At 56.2% G+C, this 24,190-nt stretch carries 27 protein-coding genes; 13 read left to right on the top strand and 14 right to left on the bottom strand.

Features of this window, described 5'->3' with window-relative positions; genetic code table 11:
• A partial coding sequence (locus tag BIS10_RS08270) for a putative inorganic carbon transporter subunit DabA (protein WP_253504295.1) occupies window positions 1–1,320 on the top strand: 1,320 nt, incomplete at its 5' end.
• 8 nt (window positions 1,321–1,328) lie between these two features.
• Here BIS10_RS08270 and BIS10_RS08265 read toward each other — a convergent pair.
• Genes BIS10_RS08265 through BIS10_RS08255 form a run of 3 tightly spaced genes read right to left on the bottom strand, consistent with a single transcriptional unit; the run spans window position 1,329 to window position 5,637 of the window.
• Window positions 1,329–2,501 (bottom strand): lipocalin-like domain-containing protein, encoded by a 1,173-nt coding sequence (locus BIS10_RS08265; RefSeq protein WP_253504292.1) that lies wholly within the window; start codon window positions 2,499–2,501, stop codon window positions 1,329–1,331.
• Window positions 2,498–4,975 (bottom strand): ABC transporter permease, encoded by a 2,478-nt coding sequence (locus tag BIS10_RS08260; protein WP_253504289.1) that lies wholly within the window; start codon window positions 4,973–4,975, stop codon window positions 2,498–2,500. Before BIS10_RS08260 ends, BIS10_RS08265 begins: the two co-directional genes overlap by 4 nt.
• Window positions 4,975–5,637, bottom strand: coding sequence for an ABC transporter ATP-binding protein (locus BIS10_RS08255; RefSeq protein ID WP_083025834.1), 663 nt, complete (start codon window positions 5,635–5,637; stop codon window positions 4,975–4,977). Before BIS10_RS08255 ends, BIS10_RS08260 begins: the two co-directional genes overlap by 1 nt.
• Window positions 5,638–5,840: 203 nt before the next feature.
• Here BIS10_RS08255 and BIS10_RS08250 point away from each other — a divergent pair, with 203 nt between their 5' ends.
• From BIS10_RS08250 to BIS10_RS08235, 4 genes are all read left to right on the top strand, one after another.
• Window positions 5,841–6,023 carry a hypothetical protein gene (locus BIS10_RS08250; RefSeq protein WP_083025836.1) on the top strand — a complete coding sequence of 61 codons (183 nt, stop codon included), beginning with the start codon at window positions 5,841–5,843 and terminating at the stop codon, window positions 6,021–6,023.
• Between the two features lie 102 nt (window positions 6,024–6,125).
• Complete coding sequence (locus tag BIS10_RS08245) at window positions 6,126–7,160, top strand: hydrolase (protein ID WP_083025838.1); 1,035 nt, start codon at window positions 6,126–6,128, stop codon at window positions 7,158–7,160.
• Between the two features lie 26 nt (window positions 7,161–7,186).
• Complete coding sequence (locus BIS10_RS08240; RefSeq protein WP_083025840.1) at window positions 7,187–8,188, top strand: aldo/keto reductase; 1,002 nt, start codon at window positions 7,187–7,189, stop codon at window positions 8,186–8,188.
• Window positions 8,189–8,291: 103 nt separating this feature from the next.
• Window positions 8,292–8,462 carry a hypothetical protein gene (locus BIS10_RS08235; RefSeq protein WP_192859216.1) on the top strand — a complete coding sequence of 57 codons (171 nt, stop codon included), beginning with the start codon at window positions 8,292–8,294 and terminating at the stop codon, window positions 8,460–8,462.
• 63 nt (window positions 8,463–8,525) lie between these two features.
• Here BIS10_RS08235 and BIS10_RS08230 read toward each other — a convergent pair whose 3' ends face one another.
• Window positions 8,526–9,317: a dienelactone hydrolase family protein gene (locus BIS10_RS08230; RefSeq protein ID WP_083025843.1), complete on the bottom strand. Its 792-nt coding sequence runs from the start codon at window positions 9,315–9,317 to the stop codon at window positions 8,526–8,528.
• Between the two features lie 160 nt (window positions 9,318–9,477).
• Between BIS10_RS08230 and BIS10_RS08225 the strand changes: the two genes are divergently transcribed.
• From BIS10_RS08225 to BIS10_RS08205, 5 genes are all read left to right on the top strand, one after another.
• The gene (locus BIS10_RS08225; protein ID WP_253504286.1) at window positions 9,478–10,158 is read left to right on the top strand and encodes a Bax inhibitor-1/YccA family protein; all 681 of its coding nucleotides are present in this window, start codon (window positions 9,478–9,480) and stop codon (window positions 10,156–10,158) included.
• Window positions 10,159–10,258: 100 nt separating this feature from the next.
• The gene (tusD, locus tag BIS10_RS08220; protein WP_253504283.1) at window positions 10,259–10,648 is read left to right on the top strand and encodes a sulfurtransferase complex subunit TusD; all 390 of its coding nucleotides are present in this window, start codon (window positions 10,259–10,261) and stop codon (window positions 10,646–10,648) included.
• A 12-nt stretch (window positions 10,649–10,660) separates the two neighbouring features.
• Complete coding sequence (tusC, locus tag BIS10_RS08215) at window positions 10,661–11,026, top strand: sulfurtransferase complex subunit TusC (RefSeq protein ID WP_062361175.1); 366 nt, start codon at window positions 10,661–10,663, stop codon at window positions 11,024–11,026.
• A 12-nt stretch (window positions 11,027–11,038) separates the two neighbouring features.
• Window positions 11,039–11,329 (top strand): sulfurtransferase complex subunit TusB, encoded by a 291-nt coding sequence (tusB, locus tag BIS10_RS08210; protein ID WP_062361177.1) that lies wholly within the window; start codon window positions 11,039–11,041, stop codon window positions 11,327–11,329.
• A 4-nt stretch (window positions 11,330–11,333) separates the two neighbouring features.
• Window positions 11,334–11,684, top strand: a complete 351-nt coding sequence (locus BIS10_RS08205; RefSeq protein WP_083025847.1) for a TusE/DsrC/DsvC family sulfur relay protein — start codon at window positions 11,334–11,336, stop codon at window positions 11,682–11,684.
• A 15-nt stretch (window positions 11,685–11,699) separates the two neighbouring features.
• Here BIS10_RS08205 and BIS10_RS08200 read toward each other — a convergent pair whose 3' ends face one another.
• Together BIS10_RS08200 and BIS10_RS08195 are read right to left on the bottom strand one after the other, a co-directional pair.
• Complete coding sequence (locus tag BIS10_RS08200; RefSeq protein WP_253504281.1) at window positions 11,700–12,332, bottom strand: helix-turn-helix domain-containing protein; 633 nt, start codon at window positions 12,330–12,332, stop codon at window positions 11,700–11,702.
• Window positions 12,333–12,401: 69 nt separating this feature from the next.
• The gene (locus BIS10_RS08195; RefSeq protein ID WP_083025850.1) at window positions 12,402–13,343 is read right to left on the bottom strand and encodes a histone deacetylase family protein; all 942 of its coding nucleotides are present in this window, start codon (window positions 13,341–13,343) and stop codon (window positions 12,402–12,404) included.
• Between the two features lie 106 nt (window positions 13,344–13,449).
• On the opposite strand from BIS10_RS08195, the gene BIS10_RS08190 reads away from it, so the two are divergent.
• Window positions 13,450–16,197: a bifunctional acetate--CoA ligase family protein/GNAT family N-acetyltransferase gene (locus tag BIS10_RS08190; protein WP_253504278.1), complete on the top strand. Its 2,748-nt coding sequence runs from the start codon at window positions 13,450–13,452 to the stop codon at window positions 16,195–16,197.
• Between the two features lie 79 nt (window positions 16,198–16,276).
• On the opposite strand, the gene pdxH is transcribed toward BIS10_RS08190, so the two are convergent.
• A complete protein-coding gene (gene pdxH, locus BIS10_RS08185) occupies window positions 16,277–16,921 on the bottom strand; it encodes a pyridoxamine 5'-phosphate oxidase (protein ID WP_083025852.1) in 645 nt (214 codons plus the stop codon).
• A gap of 196 nt (window positions 16,922–17,117) precedes the next feature.
• Here pdxH and BIS10_RS08180 point away from each other — a divergent pair, with 196 nt between their 5' ends.
• Window positions 17,118–17,804: a cytochrome b/b6 domain-containing protein gene (locus tag BIS10_RS08180; RefSeq protein WP_083025979.1), complete on the top strand. Its 687-nt coding sequence runs from the start codon at window positions 17,118–17,120 to the stop codon at window positions 17,802–17,804.
• A 6-nt stretch (window positions 17,805–17,810) separates the two neighbouring features.
• On the opposite strand, the gene BIS10_RS08175 is transcribed toward BIS10_RS08180, so the two are convergent.
• Genes BIS10_RS08175 through BIS10_RS08165 form a run of 3 tightly spaced genes read right to left on the bottom strand, consistent with a single transcriptional unit; the run spans window position 17,811 to window position 19,364 of the window.
• Window positions 17,811–18,206 (bottom strand): DUF2069 domain-containing protein, encoded by a 396-nt coding sequence (locus tag BIS10_RS08175; protein WP_083025854.1) that lies wholly within the window; start codon window positions 18,204–18,206, stop codon window positions 17,811–17,813.
• A complete protein-coding gene (wrbA, locus tag BIS10_RS08170) occupies window positions 18,203–18,829 on the bottom strand; it encodes an NAD(P)H:quinone oxidoreductase (RefSeq protein ID WP_253504275.1) in 627 nt (208 codons plus the stop codon). Before wrbA ends, BIS10_RS08175 begins: the two co-directional genes overlap by 4 nt.
• Before the next feature lie 58 nt (window positions 18,830–18,887).
• Window positions 18,888–19,364, bottom strand: a complete 477-nt coding sequence (locus BIS10_RS08165; protein WP_083025856.1) for a gamma-glutamylcyclotransferase family protein — start codon at window positions 19,362–19,364, stop codon at window positions 18,888–18,890.
• A 147-nt stretch (window positions 19,365–19,511) separates the two neighbouring features.
• Between BIS10_RS08165 and smrA the strand changes: the two genes are divergently transcribed.
• Window positions 19,512–20,102 (top strand): DNA endonuclease SmrA, encoded by a 591-nt coding sequence (smrA, locus tag BIS10_RS08160; protein ID WP_044629121.1) that lies wholly within the window; start codon window positions 19,512–19,514, stop codon window positions 20,100–20,102.
• A 58-nt stretch (window positions 20,103–20,160) separates the two neighbouring features.
• Here smrA and BIS10_RS08155 read toward each other — a convergent pair whose 3' ends face one another.
• From BIS10_RS08155 to BIS10_RS08140, 4 genes are all read right to left on the bottom strand, one after another.
• Window positions 20,161–20,703, bottom strand: a complete 543-nt coding sequence (locus tag BIS10_RS08155) for a DUF934 domain-containing protein (RefSeq protein ID WP_083025857.1) — start codon at window positions 20,701–20,703, stop codon at window positions 20,161–20,163.
• The gene (locus BIS10_RS08150) at window positions 20,690–22,348 is read right to left on the bottom strand and encodes a nitrite/sulfite reductase (RefSeq protein WP_083025859.1); all 1,659 of its coding nucleotides are present in this window, start codon (window positions 22,346–22,348) and stop codon (window positions 20,690–20,692) included. The genes BIS10_RS08155 and BIS10_RS08150 overlap by 14 nt, the downstream gene beginning before the upstream one ends.
• A 120-nt stretch (window positions 22,349–22,468) precedes the next feature.
• Window positions 22,469–23,806 (bottom strand): MATE family efflux transporter, encoded by a 1,338-nt coding sequence (locus BIS10_RS08145; RefSeq protein ID WP_083025861.1) that lies wholly within the window; start codon window positions 23,804–23,806, stop codon window positions 22,469–22,471.
• 13 nt (window positions 23,807–23,819) lie between these two features.
• Window positions 23,820–24,190: vitamin B12 dependent-methionine synthase activation domain-containing protein (locus BIS10_RS08140; protein WP_253504272.1), on the bottom strand; the 371-nt coding region annotated here is incomplete at its 5' end.

Below are 24,190 nucleotides of genomic sequence, written 5' to 3'. Positions count from 1 at the left end.
GGGTTCTTCGCTATGCCGGTGGCCGATGCGGCTACGGGGCCCGAGCGTGCCCAGCCCCGCGTGCCGGGGTTGTTAAAACCTGCTTATCGGGTGGGCTCGTTGCAGCCCCAGAAGCAGGGCGTTCAGCGCTATCAAAAAGAGAGCCAGCGCCAAAGCGTGCGCCACGCGAAGTACGCGCCGCTTTCAACCTTCACTCTGGTGGAAACAACCGGCATTGCCTGGGGCTGGAAGCTGATTAAAGACAGCCTGCGTAAACAGGCAACCGTGCCCCAGTGCGAAGCGCCCGCCGGGCTTTTCCACACCTACGACGGCGAGCCAATTGCCCGCCATGAAAAAATAGCGCTGGCGAAAAATCTGCTAACGCTGTTGGGAGCCCCCACGGCGTCGCTGCTGGTACTGGTGGGCCACGACTCCCAAAGCGAAAACAACCCACATCACGCCGGGCTTACCTGCGGTGCCTGTGGCGGTCAGGGCGGTGGCATGAATGCGCGGGTGGCCGCTGCGCTGCTGAACGACCCAGAAGTACAGCAGGCCGTACAACACGCAGGTATGACGTTGCCCAGCCCTTTTCACGTATTGGCCGCCACCCACTGCACGCTCACCGACCGCGTGCATGTCTACCGGGATGAGCAGATGCCCGAAGCGCTAGAAGACGCGCTGGCCGCATTTGAAAGCGGTGTACACGTGGCGGGTGAGGCTACGCGTCTTGAGCGGGCACCTGACCTGGGTCTGGATGACGCCGATCCTATCGAGCGGCTGAAAACCTTCGCTATGCGCGGTGCCGACTGGTCGCAACCACGGCCTGAGTGGGGGCTGGTAAATAACGCTGCGCTTATTTTAGCGCCACGGGCGCGTACCCAAGGGAAAGCGCTGGACGGGCGCGCGTTCTTGCACGACTACCGCCCAGAGCAAGATCCGGAAGGTAAGGTGTTAGAGGGGCTGATGATGGCACCGATGCTGGTGGCCAGTTGGATCAACCTGCAGTACTACGCGTCTACCGTGGTGCCTGGGCTGTACGGTGCGGGCAATAAGCTGCTGCACTCAGTGGTGGGTGGCCATGTGGGGGTTATTGAAGGGAATTCGCCCCAACTGCGCATTGGCCTGCCGGAGCAGTCGCTGCGCGATGGCGAAAAGCTTCATCACGAGCCGCTGCGCTTAACCGTGGTGATCGACGCGCCCAGAGAGCGCATCGAAGCGATTATTGAGCGCCAGCCGGTGGTGGCGGATTTAATCAACCACCGCTGGCTGTGGCTTACTCGTATGGGAGAAGGTGGCCTAGAGCGCTATTCGCCAGAAGGCTGGCAGCCGGTTGTCGTTTGAGGGGCCAGCTACTTAGCGCTGAGATCTTCATAGCCGGTCATCTCTAAATAGCCCACGCCGAGCGCTGCCTGTGTGGTGGTGTCGCGCACCGTCACATCGCCTTCCCAGTAGGACACGGTGGTGGGCATCCAGCGGTTGGGGTCGCGGGCTTCAATGGTGAGGTCTAGCCCCGCGCTGGGCAGTGTCAGCTGCCAAGTAGTGGGTATATCGCGCTGGGCCACTCGGCTGGTGGCGAGTGGCGTCAGCGTGACGTGGTCAGTGCCCATCTGTTGAGTCGTGCCTTCAGCGTCAAACAAGTGGGTAAACAGATAGTCGCCGCCGTTCTCGCCACCGCCACGTAAGCGGTACGCCATAAGCTTACGGCCATCGTTCAAATGCAGCGAAAACCAGTCCCAGCCGGTCTGTTCTGCCGTTAATAGCTGGCTGCTCCACTCCCGATCTAGCCAGCCATTACCCGTGACGGCTTTTTGCTGGCCATTGAGCGTGACGCTGCCTTCGATACGTAAAAACGGCTGGCTATAGTAGTGCGAGCCCTGGCCTTGAACGGTTTTGGCGTTAAAACCGTTCTCGCCGTGCCATACCAGTGGGCCTTCTGCTGAAAGCGTTAGCTCGTAGCCAACGCGCTCGCTGCCTTCACCGCTGTAGGCGCTAAGCGTAAATTGCTCAAAGTTGGACGTGGCGGGGCTTTGAAAAAGCCAGTCGTCAATCCACGCTTGAAATGGGGCCGCTATCACACCTGCCTGCCCTTGGGGCTGTTCGCTGTGGCTGCGGGCGAAGCGTTCCGCCGCTAGGTGGGTTTCCCCTTGAGAAAGCCCCATATGCGCCATCCACACTTGGTCGCTGGCCCACGGGGTAGAGGCTGGGCGCTCTTCCGGGGGCACTAGCGCTTGGCGAAACAGCGTCCATTGAAGCCCTAGCGGCTGGTCAGATTCATCTTCTAAGTTAGCGGTGAGATACCACCACTCAATACGGTAATCCGGGTGGGGGCCGTGGTCTTCCGGAAACGCGAGTGGCGCGGCGGCACTGGCTTGGGCATAGCCTTCTGCCTGCGCGCCCAGCCCGGCAAAGCCCTCAGTGGGCGTGTTGGCGTCTTCTTCGCTGCACCCCGCAAGCCCTGCACTAACGCCAGCCGCCGCTGCCATCCATATTGCTAATAAGACGCGCCGCATACGTGGTTTCATGCATCTCCCTCGTTTAGCAGTGCGCGAGGCGAGCTGCGCCATAGTTTCCAGCAGGGCAGCGCGGCGGCCAGTAGCGCCACCGCGATTGCCGTGAACAGCATCATGGCTATTTCACTCGGGAACAGCTGCAGCGGTAGCCGCCAGCCAAAGGCCGCTACGTTGATGACCGCGACCAGCAGGCAGGTAATCGCGATACCGAGTGGCAGGGCAAACAGGCCCGTGAGCAGGGCAAGGCCACCGAGTTGCATCAACGGTAGAATGACCAACGTTCGACGTGGCACGCCAAGCGCCCATAAGGCGGCCAGTTGGCGCTGGCGCTGATGCGCTTGGGCCAACAGCGTGGCGAGCAATGCCAAAGCGGCCACGCCGAGGGTAAGGCCATTTAAAGCGCGGGTAATACTGAAGGTGCGCTCAAAGATCTGCGTGGCCAGCCGCTTCACCTCTTGCTGATTGATCACTGCTTCACCGGAAAGGCTGAACTCCTCCATCAGCGCTTGGCGAAAGCTCGCCTCGTCAGCGCCGTCCCGCAAGGTAACGCCTACGGTGGCCAGCTCGCCCTCAAAACGCCGGGTTAATGCCTCGACGGTCATCACCATTTGTGGCTGGGGGTTGCCGTAATCCGGGTAAATAGCGGCAATGGTGACATCGCTTCGGCCTTGGCGGCTTGCCAGCGTTAGCGTGTCGCCGGGGGCTAGACCTTGCGCGAACGCCATCTGCTCGTTAATAAATACGCTGCCTTGGCTGAGCGCCTGCCAGGCGGCGGTGCTGCTGTGCTGTGTCTCTAGTAGCGGCCAGTGGTCAGTGAGTAGCGGTACGGGGTGAATGCCAAACAAAGAAATGCTGCCCTGAACGGGCTGCTCACTGCCTGAAGCTGAGCGAATACTGAGTAAATCTGTATTGCCCCTGGCAGTAGGCAGAATTTCCAGCACGCTCTCTTGATCGCGCAGCCAGTCGTTGAGCGGGGCTAGGGTAGAGGGCGCGGCATTGATATACAGCGGTGCGCTTAAGCGCTGGTCTAGCCAGTCTAAAAACGTCAGCCGAAAGCCGCCCACCATGCTGCTGACCCCCAAGTTAGTGGCGAGCGCAATCAATAGCGCCATCATGGCCAGCGATAAGCGGGGAAGCTGTAGCTGCATATCCGCCACGGCCCACTGCAGCAGAGCAACGCGACGAACAGCGGCTTGTAAGCCGTTCAATACCGCATTGAGTAGCGGCGGTAAGCAGAGCGCACAGGTGAGTAGCAGCGCCGCGACCAGCCCGAAACTCAGCATCAAGCCGCTGCCGCTAGGTAGCCTGCTCAGCCAAAAGGCCAGCCCAAGGGTAAGTAGGGCCGCTAAACCACCCGCTATCAGCATGCGCCTTAGCTGGCGCTGGTAGCCGCTGCGCCAGGCATAGGCGTGCCCAAGGGCGAGCACGTTAAGGCTTGCCGCTCGCCACAGCGTACCGCTACCGGCCAGCAGTAGGCCGCCCAGCGTGATCGCAATGCTCCCTAGCCAGTAATGCCAGGGCAGGGCGAGTGACTGTTGAACATCTGCCCGGTAGAGCGATGTCAGCGTACTGGCCACATCTGGCAGCAGTTTTCCGGCAAGCCACAGTCCACTGAGTAACCCGGCGGCTGCGCCTATGCCACCCAATACCAGTAACTCAATCAATATGGCGAGGGTAATAGTGGCTGGGGGCGCGCCCAGGGCGCGAAGAGTGCGCAGCGTCGTTAGCCGCTGCTCCATAGCTAAGCCTAGCGCGGCTTGAACAATAAACAGCCCCACCACTAAGGAGAGAAACGCTAGCGCGGTTAAATTGAGGTGGAAGCTGTCGGTGAGCTGTTCAGGAGAGGCAATGCTGGCCGCTCGGGTGATTCGGTAGCCGCTGGGCGGCTGTTCAATGGCATCCGGTGCGCTCACCAAGCTCAGTGTGGCCTGTTCACCGTAGAGTGCAGAGAGCGCGCCGATATCCATCACTAGAGTGTCTGGCGGCAGGTCGTTACGCAGTTGCAGGGGCGGTAGCGCTTGCCCACTGAGTAGCGGCGTCGCACCTGGGGCATCGCCACGATTGAGCCCTAGAGTGGGCAGAGTGTCCGGGGCGAGCTGAGTTTGCCAAGGGGGTGTGATGAATTCAGTGAATGAGCCGCTGCCCTCTCCTGAAGGCAGCGTAAAGGGGTCAATGCCTAATAGCGTTAGCGGTTGGTCTTCATGGCTGAGCCTCGCTTCCAACAGCGGCGAAACCGGAAGCCCCGCTCGCCGCAGCGCGATGTAGTCGTCCATGCTGAGTGGCGCGTTGTCTAGGCGGTCTAGCTGCTCGGTGTCGGCGCTGAACAGCTCGTTGGCTCGGGCGTAGCTCTCTTTCGCCGTGGCATTAATGGCTTGCACGCTGCTCCACAGGGCGCTGGCAACCCATAGCCCCACCAGCAGCATCGCCAGCTGCCCAGGGTGGCGCTTGTAGTGGCTAAAGAGCGTGATGAGGACGCGCTTCATCATCAGCGTGCGTCCTGTAGCTGGCCGTGATGCAGCCTAAAAGCGCGGTCCAACGGCGCGGCTACTCGCGCACTGTGGGTGACCATTAACAGCGCACACTGGGTCTCTTTCACCAGCGATAGCAGCAAGTTTAGTACGCTATCGGCGGTGTGCTCATCTAGGTTGCCGGTGGGTTCATCGGCCAGCAGCAGCGCAGGGCGAACGGCCAGGGCGCGACCAATCGCAAGACGCTGTTGCTGGCCCCCAGAGAGCTGTTCGGGGTAGGTCGTTTCTCGGCCGGCTAACCCCAGCCGCTCCAGCAAATAGGCGCTCCACGCTGGGTCTTCTCGGCCTGCAAGCCGTGCTTGTAGGCGCAGGTTATCGGCCACGTTCAAGCTGGGCACTAAATGAAACTGCTGAAATACCAGGCCGAGCTGTTGGCGACGCAGCTTTGCACGTTCGGTTTCATTCAGCGCGGAGAGCGTGTGGCCATTGATGACCACGCTGCCCTGGTCAGGAGTATCCAGCCCGGCGGCTAAGTGAAGCAGAGTAGATTTGCCGCTACCTGATTCGCCCATCAGCGCCAGGCTTTCGCCTTGTTTAAGCGTGAGGTTCACGTGATGGAGCACATGCAGTTCGCCCTGAGGGGTACTGAAGGTTTTACTAAGCTGATGCAGGGCAAGCATGCGCGTCTCCTGGGTGACTAATCGTCGTCACTATAGCAAAGCGCTCACCAAAAAGGCGGTAACTTATACGTATCTTTTGCAGTTTGTGTTTGCTGGATAGCTCTGGGTGAGGGCGGCTTGTGGTGCCATGTTGGTCTAGTCTCAAATCGAACAATCGAACAATCGAACAGTGCTCATCACGAAGTGCAAACCAAGGAGAAAACATGGATAGAATCTACGCGTGGGATCACAAGCACGAGCGAGTGGTGTATCGCATTCCTGGGCATACCCACAAAAATGGCCGAGAAGATAGCGACCTATCCCCGGTGTGGCTGCCTGCCCAGCCGGAAGACCTGCCCGAGGGAGTAGGCATTGATGACCTGCGCAAGGTGGATGTCGAAGAGTAGCGGGAATTGAGGCGCAACGAGAAAGCCATTCGGCGCGGCCACTGCGTTTTGTTAAAAGTTTGCTAAGCTAGCCAGCGGTTTTCTTAGCGGGTACGCAATGGTATGAGTTCGCTTCACTCCCTCTTTCGCCCCACACGCTGGCTGCCCGGCGGGCATTTGCAGACGCTGTTTAGCCCACTGTTTCGCTCTAAGCCTGAGCTTGCTCGGCAGCGCGAGCGTATCACGCTGGAAGATGGCGATTTTATTGATCTGGATTGGTACGGCCCGCAAGGCGAGCAGACGCGCTGCGCTATTCTGCTCCATGGTTTAACGGGTAGTTCGTCATCGCTGTATATCTTGGGCCAACAACGGGCGCTGGCAGCGCGGGGCTGGCAGAGTGTGGCGGTGAATTGGCGGGGGTGTTCCGGTGAGCCTAACCACCGTGCCCGAGGCTATCACTCCGGTGCCAGTGAAGATCTTGCCGATATTGTTAAGCAGCTAATGGCGCGTTATCCCTCTAAGCCGTTAGTGGCCGTGGGCTACTCCCTTGGCGGTAACGTCCTTTTAAAATATTTGGGCGAGACGGGCAGCCAGTGCCCGCTGCGTGCTGCCGTGGCGGTTTCGGTGCCTTTTCGTTTGGATCACTGTGCGGATAGAATCAGCCAGGGGTTTTCCAAGGTGTATCAAGCGCGCTTTCTGCGTGCTTTACGTCATTACGTGGAATCTAAGCAGCACGCTTTCCGTCAGCAGGGTCGCACTGATGAGCTGGCGCGGCTCATGTCTCTTGAAACGTTAGAAGGCATGAAGACGTTTTGGGATTTTGATGGTCGCGTCACGGCCCCCTTGCATGGTTTCGCAAGCGCCGATGAGTATTATCAGCGCAGTAGCAGCGCCTATTTTGTCTCGGCCATTCAAGTGCCTACGCTGATCGTGCACGCGGAAGACGATCCGTTTATCTACCCGCATAGCGTTCCCAAGGCAGCAGCCTTACCTGACTGTGTTGCCTTGGAGCTCTTTCCCAGCGGTGGGCACGTAGGGTTTATAGAAGGCAGCCCCTGGCGGCCGCGTTACTATCTTGAACACCGGTTGCCAACCTGGCTAGACGCCCAGGTGCCTCATGCAGCGCCTACATATAACGCGCAGGCAATAGCATTATAATTAATCACCCTTATTGAGGTTTTCAAATGTCTGGGTTTTATGAACGTTTGAAGGAAGTCGCATCGCCACGTATTGGGCTTGGCTGTATGAACCTTTCTCACGGCTACGGGCAGTATGTGCCGGAAGAGGAGGGTATCAGAGCGCTGAACGACGCGTTTGAGATGGGCTATCGCCATTTCGATACGGCTACGCTGTACGGCGGTACTGCGAACGAACGCCTGTTAGGAAAAGCGCTAGCGTCTAAACGTCGTGAGCTGCTGCTGGCCAGTAAGTGCGGCATGGCCATGGACCCAGAGAGTGGCAAGCGGGTGATTGATGGGCGGCCTGAAACGCTGCGCCGCCAGTGTGAAGAGAGCCTGGCTCGCCTAGACACCGATCATTTGGATCTCTACTATCTTCACCGCATGGATCGCCAAGTGCCCATTGAAGAGAGCGTGGGCGCGCTTGGACGATTGGTCGAGGAGGGTAAGCTGCGTGCAGTGGGTTTATCAGAAATCTCTGCCGACACATTGCGTAAGGCGCACGCTGAGTACCCGGTGGCAGCCGTTCAGTCTGAGTACTCGCTGTGGACGCGTAATCCTGAGATAGCCCTTAGCCAAGCGTGTAAAGAGCTGGGTACCGCGCTGGTGGCCTTTAGCCCGCTAGGTCGCGGGTTCCTATCTGGCGCTATTCACGCCCATACCACCTATGTGGAAGGCGATATGCGCGCCGGGATGCCGCGCTTTAATGGCGATAATCTGACCCATAACCTGACGCTGCTGGCGCATTTTAATGCGATGGCGAACGATTTAGAGATGACGCCTGCCCAGCTGGCGCTTGCTTGGGTAAAGGCGCAGGGCGACCATGTCATTCCCATTCCTGGGTCGCGCTCCGTTAGCCATATGCAGGAAAACCTCTACGCCGAGCAGGTGGTATTAAGCGATGAGGATTTGGTACAACTCAATAAAATGATGCTGCCTGGAGAAATCGCCGGTGCTCGTTATAACGAAGCGCAGCAGGCAGATATCGATACAGAAGAGTTTGTATAAATAGGCAGCGAGTTTATTTTCGGTGGCCCGTTGCTTTCTTTTTGCGCTGGGCTACTATTCGATTCATTCAGGCGAGCTTTTCGCCTTATTCAGGGTTATTACCATGTTAAAAGGTTTAATCATCTGCTTTGTGGTGCTTTTTGCGCAGTTAGCGGTGCTTAAGGTGATTGATGCACGGCTATATAATGCTCAGGATGTTCGCCAAGTGGTATCCACGGTGACCACGCCGCACAAAGAAGACGAAGAAGACGACAGCGAAGCGCCGAGGGTGTAGTTTAGACTCTAGTCAATCAGCGTTAAAAAATGGGTAGCCTTGGCTACCCATTTTTTATGCGCGTTATAGCATCTCTTCAAGCCACTGGTTGAATGTGGCCCAAGACTGCTCATCGGCTCGTTGATGGTAGCGGTCGCTGCCAAATACGCTAAACGCATGCGGTGCGCCAGAGTAGATGCCGATTTCATAGGTGACACCAGCTTCTTCCAGCTCGCCTGCCAGCGTTGCGACGTCCTCCAGGCTAACTGATTCATCGGCTCCGCCATGGGCAATGAAAATGGGCGGTGTATCTTGGGGGTAAGCTTGGCCCTCAGGTGTATCTAGCCCACCATGAAAGCTGGTGTACGCGGCTATGTCACTTGCCTCGCCAGAACGAGCCATCTCAAGCGCCACAGCGCCGCCAAAGCAGTACCCCATTATTACCGTGTTTGGGTTAGCGCCTGCTTCTCTGGCTTGCGTTAAACCTGCCAAGGTAAGCTCTCGCATCCGTTCGCGATCTTCGTAAAGCGCTCGGGTAGCGGCCTGCTTATCTTCCGTTGATTGTGGGCGATTGTTAGCGCCAAACAGATCCACGGCAAATGCGTCATAGCCCTGTTCCGCGAGCATATCGGCCCGTTGACGTTCGTAGTCATCGACGCCGTCCCAGTCATGTACGATGAGCACGCTGCCTTTAGCGTCTTCTCCAGCGGAGACAAAATAACCTTCAAAACTCTCGCCATTCACGTCGTAAGTGATGTCTTTGCCGCTAGGGGTATAGCCATAGACCGTTGTGGAAAGTAATAAGGTGGAAAAGGTAAGGGCAGAAAGTGTAGAAATACCCATTACTGAGAGGGGAGTGGGGATTTTAAAGCGCATTGTAGTGTCTAAGTCGATGTGGGAGTTAAAGCATAGTCAACCATGCCGAGAGGAGATGCGTAAAAGCGTACGGTTAGCGTGGAAGACAAAGACTTGCGTCTGGAACTAGGTAACGGCATGCTTGTCCGTTGATAGTATGACTACTAGGGAGCATAGATACATGGCTTTTAACGATTCGAATATGGCGAAAACGCAAACCCATAGCGCGGTGAGCGGTGCCAGTGCTAACAAGGTTTTGCGCAATACCTACGCACTGTTGGCAATGACGCTGCTGTTCTCTGCAGTTACAGCGGGTGCCTCAGTGGCGATGGGCATCCAGCAGATGAATATCTTTGTATTCTTCATCGGTGCTTATGGCCTGATGTTTCTGGTTCACAAAACAGCTAACTCCGCAGTTGGACTGCTGTCGACCTTTGCGTTTACTGGCTTTATGGGCTTTACCCTGGGCCCAATTATTTCTGCGTACCTAACGTTGCCTAATGGCAGTGCGCTGATTATGAATGCGCTGGCTATGACCGGCCTGACGTTTATTGGCCTCTCTGCAGTAGCGTTGACCACGAAGAAAGATTTCAGCTTCCTCAGCAATTTCCTGATGGCGGGTGCCATCGTGCTGATTCTGGCGATGGTCGCTGGCATCTTCTTTAACATTCCGGCGCTGTCGCTGATGGTTTCTGCAGGCTTCGTGCTGTTTGCTTCTGCCGCGATTCTCTATCAAACCAGTGAAATCGTACACCGCGCTGGCGAGACCAACTACATTCTCGCGACCGTGACGCTGTATGTTTCTATCTACAATCTGTTCGTCAGCCTGCTGTCTATTCTGGGCATCATGAGCAACGATTGATGGATAGCAAGAACGCGATCACTTGATCGAAGTGATATCAATGACAGACCCTACTCAGTAGGGTCTGTTTTTTTTCGTTGAATTGGCACGAGACGATGCAATGGAGTACGGCTTATTAGTCATGGGTGCCCCCTACACAAGTGCGGCACCTCATTCGGCACTGCGCTTTGCTAAAGCGGTGATCAGCCGAGGCCATCAAGTGGCGGGCGTATTCTTCTATCAAGAAGGGATTCATAACGCTTCCAGCTTAATGACACCTCCGCAGGATGAGCTCAACATGCGCGACGCTTGGATAGCGCTGCATCATGAGCATGGCGTGACGCTGGACGTGTGCATTGCGGCGGCGCTGCGCCGTGGCGTAATGAGTGAAGCTGAGGCGAAACGCCATGGGCAAGCGCACTTTAATCTGGATGCGCCATTTGAGTTAACCGGGTTAGGGCAACTGCTGACGCTTCAGCAGCGCTGTGACCGTTTAATCACATTTGCCTAGAGAGAGCGCCCAATGAGTCATGAACACGAACGGCTAGTGATTATTCGCCATGCCCCCTATAGCTCCAATGCCTTGAGAGAAGGGCTAGATGTAGCGCTGGTCGCTGCGGCCTTTGGCCAAACGGTAAGTCTATTGTTTCTTGGCCAGGGAGTGCTGGCGCTTCTCAAAGAGCAGGCAGCCGGTGCGCCAGGACAAAAGGCAACGCTACCGACCATTGATATGCTGGAGATGTATGATATCGACCAGCTGCTAGTGCCTCAAAGCGCGCTGGATGCGTTGAACTTGCAAGCAGCCCAACTAGTGGATGGGGCGACGGTGGTGGCCGACGATACCTTACCCGAATTGGTACAGCGTCACTCCTATGTCATGAATTTTTAAACGGGCAGCGACATGTTACATATTCTGAACAAGCCCCCGCACAGCGAAGCGGCCGCGCAGATGCTCTCTACCGTTGCGGAGGGCGATGGTATTTTACTGATTGAAGATGCCGTGCAGGCGTTACTGCATGCTGATTGGCAAGGTTGGGATGCGGCGGCTGATGTGAGCGTGTGTGTGCTAAAAGAGGATGCGGCTTCTCGCGGCTTAAGCGGAGCTGCGCTCAATAGCCAAGCAATCCTGGTGGATATGGAAGGCTTTGTCGAACTGACTGAGCAGCATACTAAGATTCTGTCATGGTACTAAATCAATGAGTGATGAAAGTTTATACCGTTATCTTGATGCTGATGAACAAATCAAGCTCGACCCCGAAGGCTATTTAGTAGAGCAGGGGGATTGGGACGAGGGTGTTGCTGATTTGTTAGCTAAGGATGAAGAGCTAACACTTACAGAGGAGCACTGGGAGCTCATTCGCGTGGTGCGGGATTTTTATGCCCGCTATGAAATGGCACCAGCGATGCGACCGCTAGTCAAAGCCACCAAGCAAGCATTAGGCGAGGAAAAAGGGCGCTCGGTCTATTTAATGAGCCTATTCCCCGGCAGCCCGCCGAAACGTTTAGCTCGTATTGCTGGGTTGCCCAAGCCGACGAACTGCTTGTAGTAAGCAACCTTAGCGCTAAACCAAATCCCCTCGGGTACACACCGATAGCACGACAGCATCGTCTTGGCTGGTAGAGACTAGGGCGTGGCCCATGTCACTATCGAAGTAGATGCTGTCGCCTTCGGCCAGTACTAGCGGCGCATAGAATTCTGTATAGAGAATGATGTCGCCGTGCAGCACCATCAAAAACTCTTCGCCATCGTGGCGCACCCACTGGTGATACTCTTCAAAACTACGCGCCCGCACGATGGTTTTAAACGGAATCATGCGTTTTTGCGCAAGCTGATGGCCCAGCAGCTCATGCTCGTAGGTGGGAGTAGGGTGCAGCTGCCCTTTTCCTTTCCGAGTGAGATCGCGCCTACCCATGGTGTAGCGTTCGCGTTTGGGTGGCGTAAAGAGCTGGGGCAGGTCGATATTGAGACCACTAATCAGTTTCTGCACCACGCTAAACGTCGGCGACACCTGATCGTTCTCGATTTTGGAGAGCGTGGAGCGAGCAATGCCGGTGCGCTGGCTCACATCTTCCAGCGTCCACTGATTGGCAAGGCGAATCTGCTTGAGGCGCTCGCCCAGGCGTAACGGCTCGACAAAGGGTTTGCGCCCTGACGCGATGCGCAGCGCTGCGTGCTCTTCAGAAGTGGCGGTCATAACGGTCACGTAGAATGGAGGCCAACATGGTGGCTGCATAGTACCACAGCTCCCTAACCGCGGGTGCGGCTAGGGAGTATTGGTGAAGGGCAGGCCCAAGAGCGCTTTCAGGTGTGCTTCGGCACCGCTGGCCAATGACGTGGGATTGTAGCCACCCTCCAACACAGACACGACTCGGTTATCGGCGTAGAGCGCCGCAATTTCCATAGCCAAGTGTGTTACCCAGTAGAAGTCTTCATCCTCAAGGCAAATATCGCCCATAGGGTCATCTTTATGGGCATCAAAACCTGCCGATAGCATCACCAGGTCGGGTTTGAACGCATGCAGCGCTGGCAACCATTGGCGCTCAATAATACGGCGATACTCCTGGCTAGCGGTACCTACTTCCAACGGGGTATTAATCACGTTCTGCCATTCGCTGCGCAGGTAACGCCACGGGTAGAAGGGGTATTGAAAGCTAGTGCAAATCAGTACTTCGGGGTCATTTTTAAAAATATCGATAGTGCCGTTACATTGATGCACATCAAAATCGAGAATGGCGATCCGCTTAGCGCCGTATTTTGCTTTGGCATGGGCAGCTCCCACGGCAATGTTGTTGTAAAAGCAGAAGCCCATCGCATCTGCAGCTTCTGCATGGTGCCCGGGTGGACGAACGGCGCAAAATACGTTATCTGCCTGGCGTTTAAACACCTGATCAACACCACGAACGACTGCACCTGCGGCCACTCGTGCGGCTTTTAGGCTATCTGGGTTCATCATGGTGTCGCTGTCCAGCGTGACAATCCCTTCTTTAGGAAGGCACTTTTCCAGCGCATTTAGGTGGCGCAGGGGATGTACCCTTGCCAAAGCCTCATCGCAGGCTTCTTTCGCATCGGCTTGCATGGTTTGCTGCAATAGCCCAGAGAGTGATAGGCGCGCACGAATTGCCTCCAGCCGCAGTGGGCTTTCAGGGTGTTCTGGCCCCATGTGGTGCAATGCGCAGTCGGGGTGGGTAAGGTAGGCAGTGATCATGCAAGCGCTCCGATAACAATAAAGCTACCTTAATCGCCACGGGGGCTTGCGCGACAGTGTCAATAAGTCGTACACAGTAGTCATTCACTCCAGGGGAGGCGCATTCGTGAGCACACGTTTTTTGCATCATTTTTTCGAACCTCGTTCGGCTGCCGTGTTCGGTGCCTCTGAAAAGCCTGAGTCCTTGGGTGGTTTGGTACTAGGCAATCTTCAAGAGGGCGGTTTTAGGGGCAAACTCTGGGCCGTGAACCTCAAGGGGTACGAAACGGTGCTTGGCGTTGACTGTGTGCGTACGGTTGATGAGCTGCCGGAAGTGCCAGACCTTGCAGTAGTGTGTTCGCCTATTGAAGGCGTCCCCAAACTGATTAAAAAGCTCGGAAAGTTTGGCGTAAAAGCCGCTTTGGTGCTCTCTGGTGGAGCCTACCTTGACCGTGATGAGGACAATAAAGGCTCTATTCGCCAACGCATGCTGCAAGCTGCCCGGGAGTCAGGCATTCGTGTGCTTGGTCCGGAGTGTATGGGGCTGATTGTGCCCGGCAAAAAGCTCAATGCCTCCTACGCCAGCCAGCCGGTTAAAGCCGGCAGGGTCGCCTACCTAGGCCAGTCAGGGATGCTGGCCAACGCGATGATCGACTGGGCAGCGGGTCGCGATGTCGGCTTCTCCCATTTGATTACCGTAGGGGACAGCGTTGATGTCCTGCTGCCTGATTTGATCGACTATGTGAACCAGTTTTCCCCTGCTCAGGCCATCTTATTGCATCTGGAGCGGGTAACGGATGCCCAGCACTTTATGACCTCCGTACGGGATGCTTCCCGTAACCGTTTGGTGGTGGCGATCAAAAGTGGCCGCACGCCGCAGTCGGATATTTCCGGCATGCCCCCTACACCGGGCATCGCCAATCGCGACGTGGTGTTCGATGCTGCCTTCGCCCGTGCAGGCGTGGTTCGGGTAAACGATTCGGATGAAATGCTCGATGCGCTGGAAACGCTATCACGCATGAAGCCACTGCGCGGCGACCGTTTGGCGATTGTTTCCAACGGGCTTGGGCCTGCCATGCTGGCCATCGATAAGCTGATTAGCGCGGGTGGCAAGCTCGCTGAGTTCAGCCCAGACACCCAGGCGGCGCTGCATAAAAGCCAAGTGGATATGAGTAAGCCGGGTGAAAACCCTGTGGACTTAGGCGGTAACGCGACGCCAGAGCGCTTTGTGGAGGCGCTGCAAATCGTCACCGCTGACCCTAATGTGGATGCCGTGCTGGTAGTGCACGCCCCCACGAGGTTAGCGCCTTCCCAGGTCACCGCTCAGGCGCTGATCGATCACCGTAAAACCTTTAAGCGTAATTTACTCACTAGCTGGATGGGCTTGAAAGAAGCGCTAAATGCTCGCCATGTCTGCAACCTGGCAGGGATTCCCACCTATACCTCGCCTGAAAAGGCAGTAAAGGCGTTTATGCACATGGTGGATTACCAGCGTGTGCAGGCGCTGCTGCATGAAATCCCCCCCAGCCTGCCGTTTTCCACTAGCCCAGATATTCGCGCCGAGTGCCGGGCACTGATCAAGCAGGCAAAAGAGCAGGGCAGGCAGACACTGACCCACTCTGAAACCGCGCAAGTGTTGGAGGCTTACGGCATTCCTACCGCCACCAGCGCCTATGTGCACTCCCCAGAAGAGGCTTTGGTGGTCGCCGAGCGCTTTCCGGGGCCCAAGGCGCTGAAAGTGGTTCATGAGGGTAACTGCCGGCCTTATCGCTATCGCAAGCACCCGCATAAAATTTCCGCTGGGCTACTGCAGGATTTAGAAACCCCGGAGCAAGTCGCCGACGGCGTAAGGCGGTTGGGCGATAAGGTGCAGGAGAAATTTCCCGAGCACGCCATTCGAGAGTACTGCTTACAACCTATGCAGCGCGGTAAGCACTCTATGCAAATTTGTGCAGGCATCACGCGGGACCCCGTGTTTGGGCCGCTGATCGTCTTCGGTATTGGCGGTTACAAGGTTAACGTACTTGCCGACCGCCAAGTGGCGCTGCCGCCGCTCAATATGAGCCTCGCCTCAGATGTAGTGGGCCGCACTCATGCGGCGTCATTGATTCGTGAGCACTCTGCCGACCCCGAGCGAGATATTCAGCACCTTTGCCAACTGCTGGTTAAGCTGTCACAAATGGCCTCCGACCTGACGGACCTGCGTGGTTTGGAGCTCAACCCGTTACTGTTAAACCGCGATGGCATGCTGGCGGTCGATTTTGCGATGGATTTGGGGCACCCCGCACGCTTTGCGATCATGCCTTACCCGGAAGAGCTCAGGGAGTGGGTCACACTCAATAACGGCTGGCAGGTGGAGGTGCGGCCTATTCGCGCCGAGGATGCTCCGCTGATCACGACGTTTCATCGCCAGCTGTCAGAGGAGAGTATTCGGTTTCGCTACTTCCATAACAAGTCGAACCTTACCCAGCGGGACCTCTCCATCCTGTCGCATATCAACTATGACCGGCAAATGGCCTTTATTGCCGAGCATCAGCACGATGATGGCAGTAAGGAGATGCTGGGAGTGGTGAGGGTTTGGAACGACCCTGACAATATACGCACCGAGTTCTCTATTATCATTCGGGATGATCTTCAGGGGCTGGGTATTGGCAGCCTGCTGATGAAGAAGATGATCGACTACTGCACCAGCATCGGCACGCTCGAAATGATCGGCAAGATCATGGTGGATAACCACCCGATGCGGGCACTGATGAAGCACCTTGGCTTCCGCTGTCGGTACAACATGGAAGAGCAGGTGATTGATGCAGTGTTACGGCTAAACGAACCCGACAGCGAGTGGCAACGGCACCGCTTGGAGAGCCAGCCGGATTAAGCCTAAGCCACGCTCAAACAAATGGCCTGCTGGTAAATATCGGCAGGCCATTTGTTGAATGACATGTCGCGCTAGATGATTAGGGCGCTAAACGGAACCGGCTCCACTCACCGCCATCACGGCGCTCATAGCGCAAACGGTCGTGCAAACGGCTGGGTTGCCCTTGCCAAAACTCGATCATTTCAGGATTTACGCGGTAGCCGCCCCAGTGGATCGGACGCGGAATATCCTGGCCTTCGTAAGCCTGTTCAAAGCGCTTTTGACGCTCCTCAATCCAGTTGCGGTCCGGAATGACCACGCTTTGGGTCGCGATCCAAGCTCCTAACTGGCTGCCGCGCGGGCGGCTGGCAAAATACTCATCCGACTCTTCTGCAGACACTTGCTCCACCGGGCCTTCGATGCGTACTTGGCGTGATAAGGAGGGCCACCAGAACGTCAAAGCAGCATAAGGCACGTTGTTTAACTCGCTGCCCTTATGGCTATGGTAGTTGGTGAAAAACACCATGCCCTGCTCATCGAATCCCTTAAGCAGCACAACGCGTGCATGAGGACGTCCCTGGCTGTCCACCGTGGCGAGTGTCATGGCATTACCATCCTTGCCTTCGCTTTCCAGCGCTAAGCTGAACCACTCATCAAACATGACAAACGGGTTATCTGGGGTTTGCGCTTCTTCTAAACGCCCACCCTCATAGTCACGCCTGACGTCGGCAATATTTCGTGTCATCGGTGAAGCTCCCTTGCGGTGATAAGTTGCATTATTGTCATGTTCGCTGGTCTACCGATAAAGCTCAAGTGTTGTTCGGTTTGTGGTTGCAAACGATAAGAGCAGTAGCAAAGCGTTAGCAGGCGCGCTGAATCGTTCTATGAGAAAACAGCAATAAATGAGAAACTCTACCAGTATGACGTTAGAGGATAGCTTGATGCAGAGTCGCACGACACGCATAGCCGTATGGGATAAGTTAATTCGTTTGTTTCACTGGTCCCTGTTGGCGGCGGTGGTGATTTCGTTTTACACCACCAAAACCACGGGGCAACCGTTTTTATTTCCTATCGAAGTGCATGCTCAGTCAGGCTACATCATTATTGGCCTGTTGGTATTTCGTTTTATTTGGGGGTTGGTAGGCTCGCCCTACGCTCGGTTTAGCACTTTTTTATACGGCCCGAAGAAGACGGCCGGGTACGCCAAAGCGCTGATGACACGGCGTGCACCGCACTATGCAAGCCATAACCCGGTAGGCGGGTGGATGGTGGTGCTACTACTAGTGTCACTGGGTTTTCAAGCGCTCAGCGGACTATTTCTGAGCGACGATATTTTCTTTCAGGCGCCGCTTTATGGGCTTTTGGGCCCTGCAGTAGGTGATGTGCTAGCCCGGCTGCATTCGTTGAATAGCGACCTGTTGCTGATATTGATTGGTTTACATCTGGTGGGTTTGGTTTGGCATACACTGCAGGGCGAGCGCTTAGTGCCCGCTATGCTGACGGGTGTGAAGCGTTTTTCAAACGTGCCAGCCGATGAAAAGCCTGCCGCTTACCGTGCACAAAAGCGCTATGCGATTGGCGCGTTGCTGGTAGCAGCAGGCGTGAGTGGCTGGCTCTGGTTTTATTAGCAGTGGCTAGCCGTTAAGGCGCTGCTGGCGGCTGCGAAAGCGCGCATAGCCCATGCAGCCCGTAAACAGCGCCAGCGATACTAAAGCTTCCAGCACGCCGCGCATGCCTTGCCCCGGCAGCGTGGCTAACATAACGCCTTGGGTAAAGTAGAGTAGGCTAACGAACGCAAGCCAGGCGTGCCCACGAGCCCGCTGGCCAATAATAGACGGCAAGAACAGCACCAGTGGAAGCACAAACGCCACGACTGGCCGCCAGTTAAACGTATCGCCCTGTACAAAGAAGCCACGATAAATCACTAGCACCAGTAGCAGCACAAAGCTGATGATTACTAACTGTCGTGCTTGTCGGGTTAATTTATCGAGCCCGTGTTTCTCCTCAAGCCCCTCTAACCACTGCCTCATGGTGTTTCCTCCAGGCGCATCTTGTGCATTGCCAGCGCTAGTTTCGCGAGCCGTTTACCTTGTGCCTTGCACAGAGCCCGTTCGCGCTCGTCTACCGGGCGATCACTGCGCGCCCCTGCTACATGGCTAGCCCCGTAAGGCGTGCCGCCGTGCTGAGTGTTCAGCAGCTCGGTTTCACTGTAGGGAATACCCGCATACACCATGCCGTGATGGAGTAGCGGTACCAGCATCGTCAATAGCGTGCTTTCCTGGCCGCCATGCAAGCTGGACGTGGAGGTGAAGGCGCTGGCGGGTTTATCAATTAACGCACCGTTCATCCAGAGGCTACTGGTGGTGTCGAGAAAATACTTTAACGGTGCTGCCATATTGCCAAACCGCGTCGGACTACCTAACGCTAGCGCGCTGCAGTGGCGCAAGTCATCCAGGTCTGCATAAACAGCACCTTCCTCAGGGATCTCTGGATCCACCGCTTCACAGGTTGGCGACACTGCTGGCACGGTGCGCAAGCGCGCCTCAATACCAGGAATGCTTTCAACGCCCGCAGCTAGTTGGCGTGCCATGTCTGCAGTGGCTCCTGAACGGGAGTAATACAGAATTAATACGTACGGCGTGGCTTCACTCATGGCGTGTCCTAAACAGTAGGGGTGGCGACCGTCGGTGGGACTCTACGGCCACAAAAAACTAGTCGTATGTTACCAGAGCTATCCGGTGGGCAGGAGGGTGGATGTCGAGCTCACTTACCATGGGGAGTCGTACGTATACCCAGGCAGTACTACCATCCGCGAGTGTCTGTTCAACGCGTTCATAGCGAATGCCCAGCCGCTCGTAGCGGTCCAACCGCTGCAAGGCCTCGGGCGAAACGGTCAGCAGTAGGCCATCGACATAACTGTCTGCGTTGCGGGAAAGATCCAGCCCTTGGCGTTCAAATCCGTCTAGGCGGGCAGGCTTAGGCGAGCCTGAGGTGCCCATCACCACCCATCGAATGGGCAAGTAACGTAGCGTGCCATAAACAAAGACCTGGTGCGTGCGCTGTTCGATGTCCGGCAGCTCTTCCGGGCGTTCGTAGAACCAAGGACTTAGCATGGCCAGCCATAGCCAGACGGCCACTCCCAGTACGCAGAATAGCGAAACCACCACTAAACGCTTTAACCAAATCATGCCAATATCCTACGCAAAGTATGACGTTTTAGAGTGAAGAACTGTCGATCACAAGACAAGTCTTAAGCAGTGTCGGTGATTTTGCTACGATAAGCATCGTCGCTTAGGCATTAGACTAAGCATCGGACCCTATCGGAGGAGCCTGTTATGAGCCAGTCACTTCGTGATGAGATGGATTTCCGCGCACTCGTTGGCGATGTGAAGCCACTTCCCCAGCGTAACCGTGCAGACACAGGCCCCCAACGTCAGCGGCCCTCAGAAGCCCAGCTGGCCAGACGTGAAAGCGCTGCAGAGCGCTTAGATGAGCGTAATTTTTTATCCGACGACTTTGTTGATCTGCTGCCCCCGTTTGATCCTATTGAGTTTCGCCGGGAGGGCATTCAACAAGGGGTCGTCGATAAATTAAAGCACGGTGGCTACAGTGTGCAGGCACAGCTGCACATGCTACGGCGCCCGCTGGCAGAGTGCCGGCGAATGCTGTTTCCCTTCATCCAAGAGGCCTATGCGCACGACCTGCGCTCGGTATTAATCGTTCACGGCCGTGGGCGGGAGCTGGATAGCCCGGCCAACGTACTGCGCTCTTATATTGCCAAGTGGCTCACTCAGTTTGATGAGGTGCAAGCCTATGTATCCGCTCAGCCCTCGGAAGGGGGATTAGGCGCAACCTGGGTGATGCTGCGTAAAAGTGATCGCGCCAAAGCCAATAATCGCGAGCGCCAGCAGAAACGGCGTGGTTAAACGCAAAAACGCCGACAAGGGCTGGCCCCTGTCGGCGTTTGTAGTGCAGTAGAGCGGTTTAATGGCTAGCCGTTAAACGCTTTTCAAATAGCGCTTGGCGCTCTTCAACGTCGGTTTGGTAACGTACGCTAAAGGCGTTCAGAGCGCGAAGGGCATCTTCTGGATGCTGGTCATCACGCAGTGCCATGGTGGAGAAACCACAGCGGCGCATGTAATCCAACTGATCCACCAGAACATCGCCAACCGCACGGATTTCGCCTGTATAGCCATAACGCTCGCGCAGCAGGCGAGCGATGGTGTAGCCGCGACCATCGGTGAATGCAGGAAAGTCTACGGCAATGGCAGAAGCGCCTTTCAACGTGCTGCCAAGCTCGGTAGTGAGTTCAGTGTCACTCGTGAGCAGAGGGGCGAGTTCGTTGTCGTCCTGGTTCGCCTGCCATAGCGCCAGTGGAACAAACGCAGGGCGCTGCTCGGGTAGCGCCTCAGCATCGTATGAGACACACCAGGCGTTTTCAGCGGCCAGCTCACCGTTCTCAATTAAATGATCTACATGAACCGGAGTTTGTTCAACCACTTCGGTTTGGGTGTCATTGCTGGGCATAAACACGCTCCTTAAAGGGTTTTAGGCCAATGCGGCGATAAGTGTCCAGGAAACGCTCATCTTCGTGACGCTCGGCCACGTAGACTTCCAGCACTTTCTCAACCACGCCCGGCACGTCTTCACGGAAGAAAGAGGGGCCCAAGATTTTACCCAGTGAGGCATCATCGGTGGAGTTACCGCCAATCGAGATTTGGTAGTACTCTTCGCCTTTCTTATCGACCCCCAAAATACCAATGTGGCCGACATGGTGGTGACCACAGGCGTTCATGCAACCTGAAATGTTCAGGTCCAGCGGGCCAAGGTCGTAGAGGAAGTCTAAGTCTTCAAACCGCTCTTGAAGCGCCTGGGCAATTGGAATAGAGACCGCATTGGCAAGGCCGCAGTAGTCGCCACCGGGGCAGCAGATAATGTCGTTCAGCGTGCCAACAGTGGGGTTGGCCATGCCGAGCGCGTCCAGCTCTTTCCACAGCGCTTCTAGCTCGTCAACCGGCACATCTGATAGCACCAAGTTCTGCTCGTGAGTAACACGCACTTCACCAAAGCTATAGCGGTCAGCCAAATCAGCAACGGCTTCCATCTGGTCGGCGGTGACATCCCCCGGTGCGTGCTCGCGGCGCTTCAGCGACAGCGTGACGGCTTTGTAGCCCGGCACTTTGTGGTCGGTCACGTTATTGGTCACAAAGCGCGCAAAGCTGCGGTTTTCACTGCGTAGCTTGTCGAAATCTTCCGTGGCGCTCGCTGCTACCGGGCGACGGTCGGGTTCAGGGAAGTGCACCTTGGCTGCCTCGACCGCTGCTTGGTTAAGGGTCTGCGGGCCATCTTTCAGGTGGGCCCACTCTTCATCAACCCGGCGGCGGAATTCTTCAATGCCTAGCGCTTTCACCAATATCTTAATGCGCGCCTTGAACTTGTTGTCCCGGCGGCCGAACTGGTTGTAAACCCGTACGCAGGCTTCAAGATACGTCAGCAGGTGCTGCCAGGGCAGGTCTTCGCGCACCACATCGCCAATCATGGGCGTGCGGCCCAGACCACCACCGGCCAGCACTTTAATGCGCAGCTCGCCGTCATCGTTGCGCCACAGGCGCAGGCCAATATCGTGCACTTGAATAGCCGCGCGATCTTGGGCAGCACCGCTCACGGCAATTTTGAATTTGCGTGGCAGATAGGCGAATTCCGGATGCAGGGTAGACCACTGACGAATAAGCTCGCACCAGGGGCGTGGGTCTTCCACTTCATCGTTGGCAATACCAGCAAACTGGTCGCTGGTGGTGTTACGAATGCAGTTGCCGCTGGTTTGAATAGCGTGCATCTGTACTTTGGCCAGCTCACCTAAGATATCCGGCACGTCTTCCAGCGCAGGCCAGTTGAGCTGCAGGTTTTGGCGCGTCGTAAAGTGGCCGTAGCCGCGGTCGTAGCGGCGGGTGATATCGGCCAGTGCACGCAGTTGAGCGCCTGCTAGCATCCCGTATGGGATGGCAATGCGCAGCATCGGTGCGTGCTTTTGAATATACAGGCCGTTTTGCAGCCGTAGCGGGCGAAACTCTTCTTCTCCCAAACGTCCGGCTTGGTAGCGTTCCATCTGATCGCGGAACTGAGCTACGCGCTCGTCAACCAGCGTTTGGTCGTGAATATCATAACGGTACATGGGGCACGATCCTGCTAAAAGCGAAATGGTCACGTCGAGACGGACGGTAATGTGCCGTCACCTTAACGCGGGCGTCATATTCTACAAAAGAATATATAATTATCTTTTTATCGTTAAATGCTATTTAGAAGCGTCTATTTTAAAGCCGTGGGCTAGCCAGCGGCGTCGCTGCCATACCCACAAAAAGCTGCTGGAGTTGAGCAGCCGGTAAAAGAGCTGCGTCAACCATACACCTACAAGGCCGTAGCCAAGCCAAATACCCACCCACCAGGCCAGCGGCAAAAACAGTAGCCACTGCATGCCCAGCGTCAGCAGCATGACGGTACGCTGCGCACCTGCGCCCATCAATGCCTGCGCCAGCACCAGCGCGGCAGCATCAAGCACAATCATCAAGCCGGTGATTTGCAGGGGCAGTCTCCCCAACTGCACCAGCGACTCATCGGTAAAGAAGATGCTTAAAATGGGCTCGGGCATAACGAGCATGGGTAACGCTAAAACAGTCAGCAGCATACCGGCAACACTTAAGGCGTCAATGCCCCAGCGGTGGGCGGCCTGCTGATCGTCACGGCCTAGGGCCTCGCCTACAAGGCTCATGGCGGCCACGCCAACGCCGACTCCCGGCAAAATCAGTAAGAGAGATAAATTTACCAGCACATGGCCCACAGCTACGCTGGATGTACCCAACTGGCCCAGCAGCCAAAACAGCACCACGTAGCCTGCGGCAAACCATAGCTGCTGTAGCGAGTGAGGAAGCGCGAGCTTCAGAGTAACCTTCACGCCATGCCATGAAGGCAAGAGGCGAGTAAGCGGGGGGCTTTGCCGCCACGTAATGACAGCCCAGATGAATAACCCGAGCAGAAGCGACAGAGTGGTGCCGATAGCGGCGCCGTTCACGCCTAATGCTGGTAACCCCCCAATACCGTAAATCAGCGCCGCGCTGAGGGCGACGTTCACAACATGCACGAACACGATAATACGCAGATAAAGGTGCGTTTGTTGCAATCCATTCCAGTAGCCGCGCAGGCAAAGAGTCAGTGCAATCACCGTGAGCGCTACAACGCGCCAGCGGAAGTACTCAAGGGCGATCTGAGTAACTGCATCCGAAGGTGCCATCAGTTGAATGAGGGCAGGCGTTTGCCACCAAGCAAGGCAAGAGAGCGGCAGACCAATGGCTAAGCCAATCATTAAGCCAGCGCGAAGCGGCTGGGCAGTGCAGGCCTTTTCAGCACCTGAAGCATGGGCGGTTTGCGACTGCACGCTGGAGGAGAGCCCGAAAACCAGTGCCGTCATCATAAACATGGCATAGCCGCCGATACCGACCCCCGCCAGTGCTTCCTGGCCTAAGTGACCGACCAGAGCAGCATCAATAAGGTTGAGCACGCTCTGGGAGAGCATGCCCAACATAATGGGGAAGGCCAAGCGCATGACCTTTCCCTGACGACGAACCACCGGCGACATACGCTAGACTGGTTTAGCTAGGGTCGTAAGAGAGTACCGGCGACAGCCAGCGCTCCATCTCCTCCAGCGGCATCTGCTTACGCTCAGCCAGCGCTTCGACTTGGTCGCGAGTAATTTTGCCGGTAGAGAAGTACTTCGACTGCGGGTGAGCAAAGTACCAGCCCGATACAGCCGCTGCCGGCCACATAGCAAAATTTTCCGTCAGCGTAAGGCCGGTGTTGTCCGGCGCGTTCAAGAGACGGAAAAGCGTTGCCTTCTCGGTATGGTCGGGGCAGGCGGGGTAGCCCGGAGCCGGGCGAATGCCTTGGTACTTTTCTGCAATCAGTGCTTCGTTGTCCAGCGTTTCTTCGGGCACGTAGCCCCAGAACTCTTTCCGTACTCTCT

This window comes from Halomonas sp. 707B3 (assembly GCF_024158645.1).
Lineage (GTDB): Bacteria > Pseudomonadota > Gammaproteobacteria > Pseudomonadales > Halomonadaceae > Vreelandella > Vreelandella lionensis.
The sequence above is the reverse complement of the archived record's forward strand: the minus strand, read 5'-3'. Positions and strand labels throughout refer to the sequence as shown.

Coding starts and splice junctions, on each gene's coding strand:
- BIS10_RS08265 (WP_253504292.1), bottom strand. CDS start 2,501: ATGAAACCACGTATGCGGCGCGTCTTATTAGCAATATGGATGGCAGCG.
- BIS10_RS08230 (WP_083025843.1), bottom strand. CDS start 9,317: ATGCGCTTTAAAATCCCCACTCCCCTCTCAGTAATGGGTATTTCTACA.
- BIS10_RS08165 (WP_083025856.1), bottom strand. CDS start 19,364: ATGATTTGGTTAAAGCGTTTAGTGGTGGTTTCGCTATTCTGCGTACTG.
- smrA (WP_044629121.1), top strand. CDS start 19,512: ATGAGCCAGTCACTTCGTGATGAGATGGATTTCCGCGCACTCGTTGGC.
- BIS10_RS08255 (WP_083025834.1), bottom strand. CDS start 5,637: ATGCTTGCCCTGCATCAGCTTAGTAAAACCTTCAGTACCCCTCAGGGC.
- BIS10_RS08260 (WP_253504289.1), bottom strand. CDS start 4,975: ATGATGAAGCGCGTCCTCATCACGCTCTTTAGCCACTACAAGCGCCAC.
- BIS10_RS08195 (WP_083025850.1), bottom strand. CDS start 13,343: ATGATCACTGCCTACCTTACCCACCCCGACTGCGCATTGCACCACATG.
- BIS10_RS08245 (WP_083025838.1), top strand. CDS start 6,126: ATGAGTTCGCTTCACTCCCTCTTTCGCCCCACACGCTGGCTGCCCGGC.
- pdxH (WP_083025852.1), bottom strand. CDS start 16,921: ATGACACGAAATATTGCCGACGTCAGGCGTGACTATGAGGGTGGGCGT.
- BIS10_RS08155 (WP_083025857.1), bottom strand. CDS start 20,703: ATGCCCAGCAATGACACCCAAACCGAAGTGGTTGAACAAACTCCGGTT.
- BIS10_RS08240 (WP_083025840.1), top strand. CDS start 7,187: ATGTCTGGGTTTTATGAACGTTTGAAGGAAGTCGCATCGCCACGTATT.
- BIS10_RS08250 (WP_083025836.1), top strand. CDS start 5,841: ATGGATAGAATCTACGCGTGGGATCACAAGCACGAGCGAGTGGTGTAT.
- BIS10_RS08225 (WP_253504286.1), top strand. CDS start 9,478: ATGGCTTTTAACGATTCGAATATGGCGAAAACGCAAACCCATAGCGCG.
- wrbA (WP_253504275.1), bottom strand. CDS start 18,829: ATGAGTGAAGCCACGCCGTACGTATTAATTCTGTATTACTCCCGTTCA.
- tusC (WP_062361175.1), top strand. CDS start 10,661: ATGAGTCATGAACACGAACGGCTAGTGATTATTCGCCATGCCCCCTAT.
- BIS10_RS08180 (WP_083025979.1), top strand. CDS start 17,118: ATGCAGAGTCGCACGACACGCATAGCCGTATGGGATAAGTTAATTCGT.
- BIS10_RS08145 (WP_083025861.1), bottom strand. CDS start 23,806: ATGTCGCCGGTGGTTCGTCGTCAGGGAAAGGTCATGCGCTTGGCCTTC.
- BIS10_RS08235 (WP_192859216.1), top strand. CDS start 8,292: ATGTTAAAAGGTTTAATCATCTGCTTTGTGGTGCTTTTTGCGCAGTTA.
- tusB (WP_062361177.1), top strand. CDS start 11,039: ATGTTACATATTCTGAACAAGCCCCCGCACAGCGAAGCGGCCGCGCAG.
- BIS10_RS08150 (WP_083025859.1), bottom strand. CDS start 22,348: ATGTACCGTTATGATATTCACGACCAAACGCTGGTTGACGAGCGCGTA.
- BIS10_RS08200 (WP_253504281.1), bottom strand. CDS start 12,332: ATGACCGCCACTTCTGAAGAGCACGCAGCGCTGCGCATCGCGTCAGGG.
- BIS10_RS08205 (WP_083025847.1), top strand. CDS start 11,334: ATGAGTGATGAAAGTTTATACCGTTATCTTGATGCTGATGAACAAATC.
- tusD (WP_253504283.1), top strand. CDS start 10,259: ATGGAGTACGGCTTATTAGTCATGGGTGCCCCCTACACAAGTGCGGCA.
- BIS10_RS08175 (WP_083025854.1), bottom strand. CDS start 18,206: ATGAGGCAGTGGTTAGAGGGGCTTGAGGAGAAACACGGGCTCGATAAA.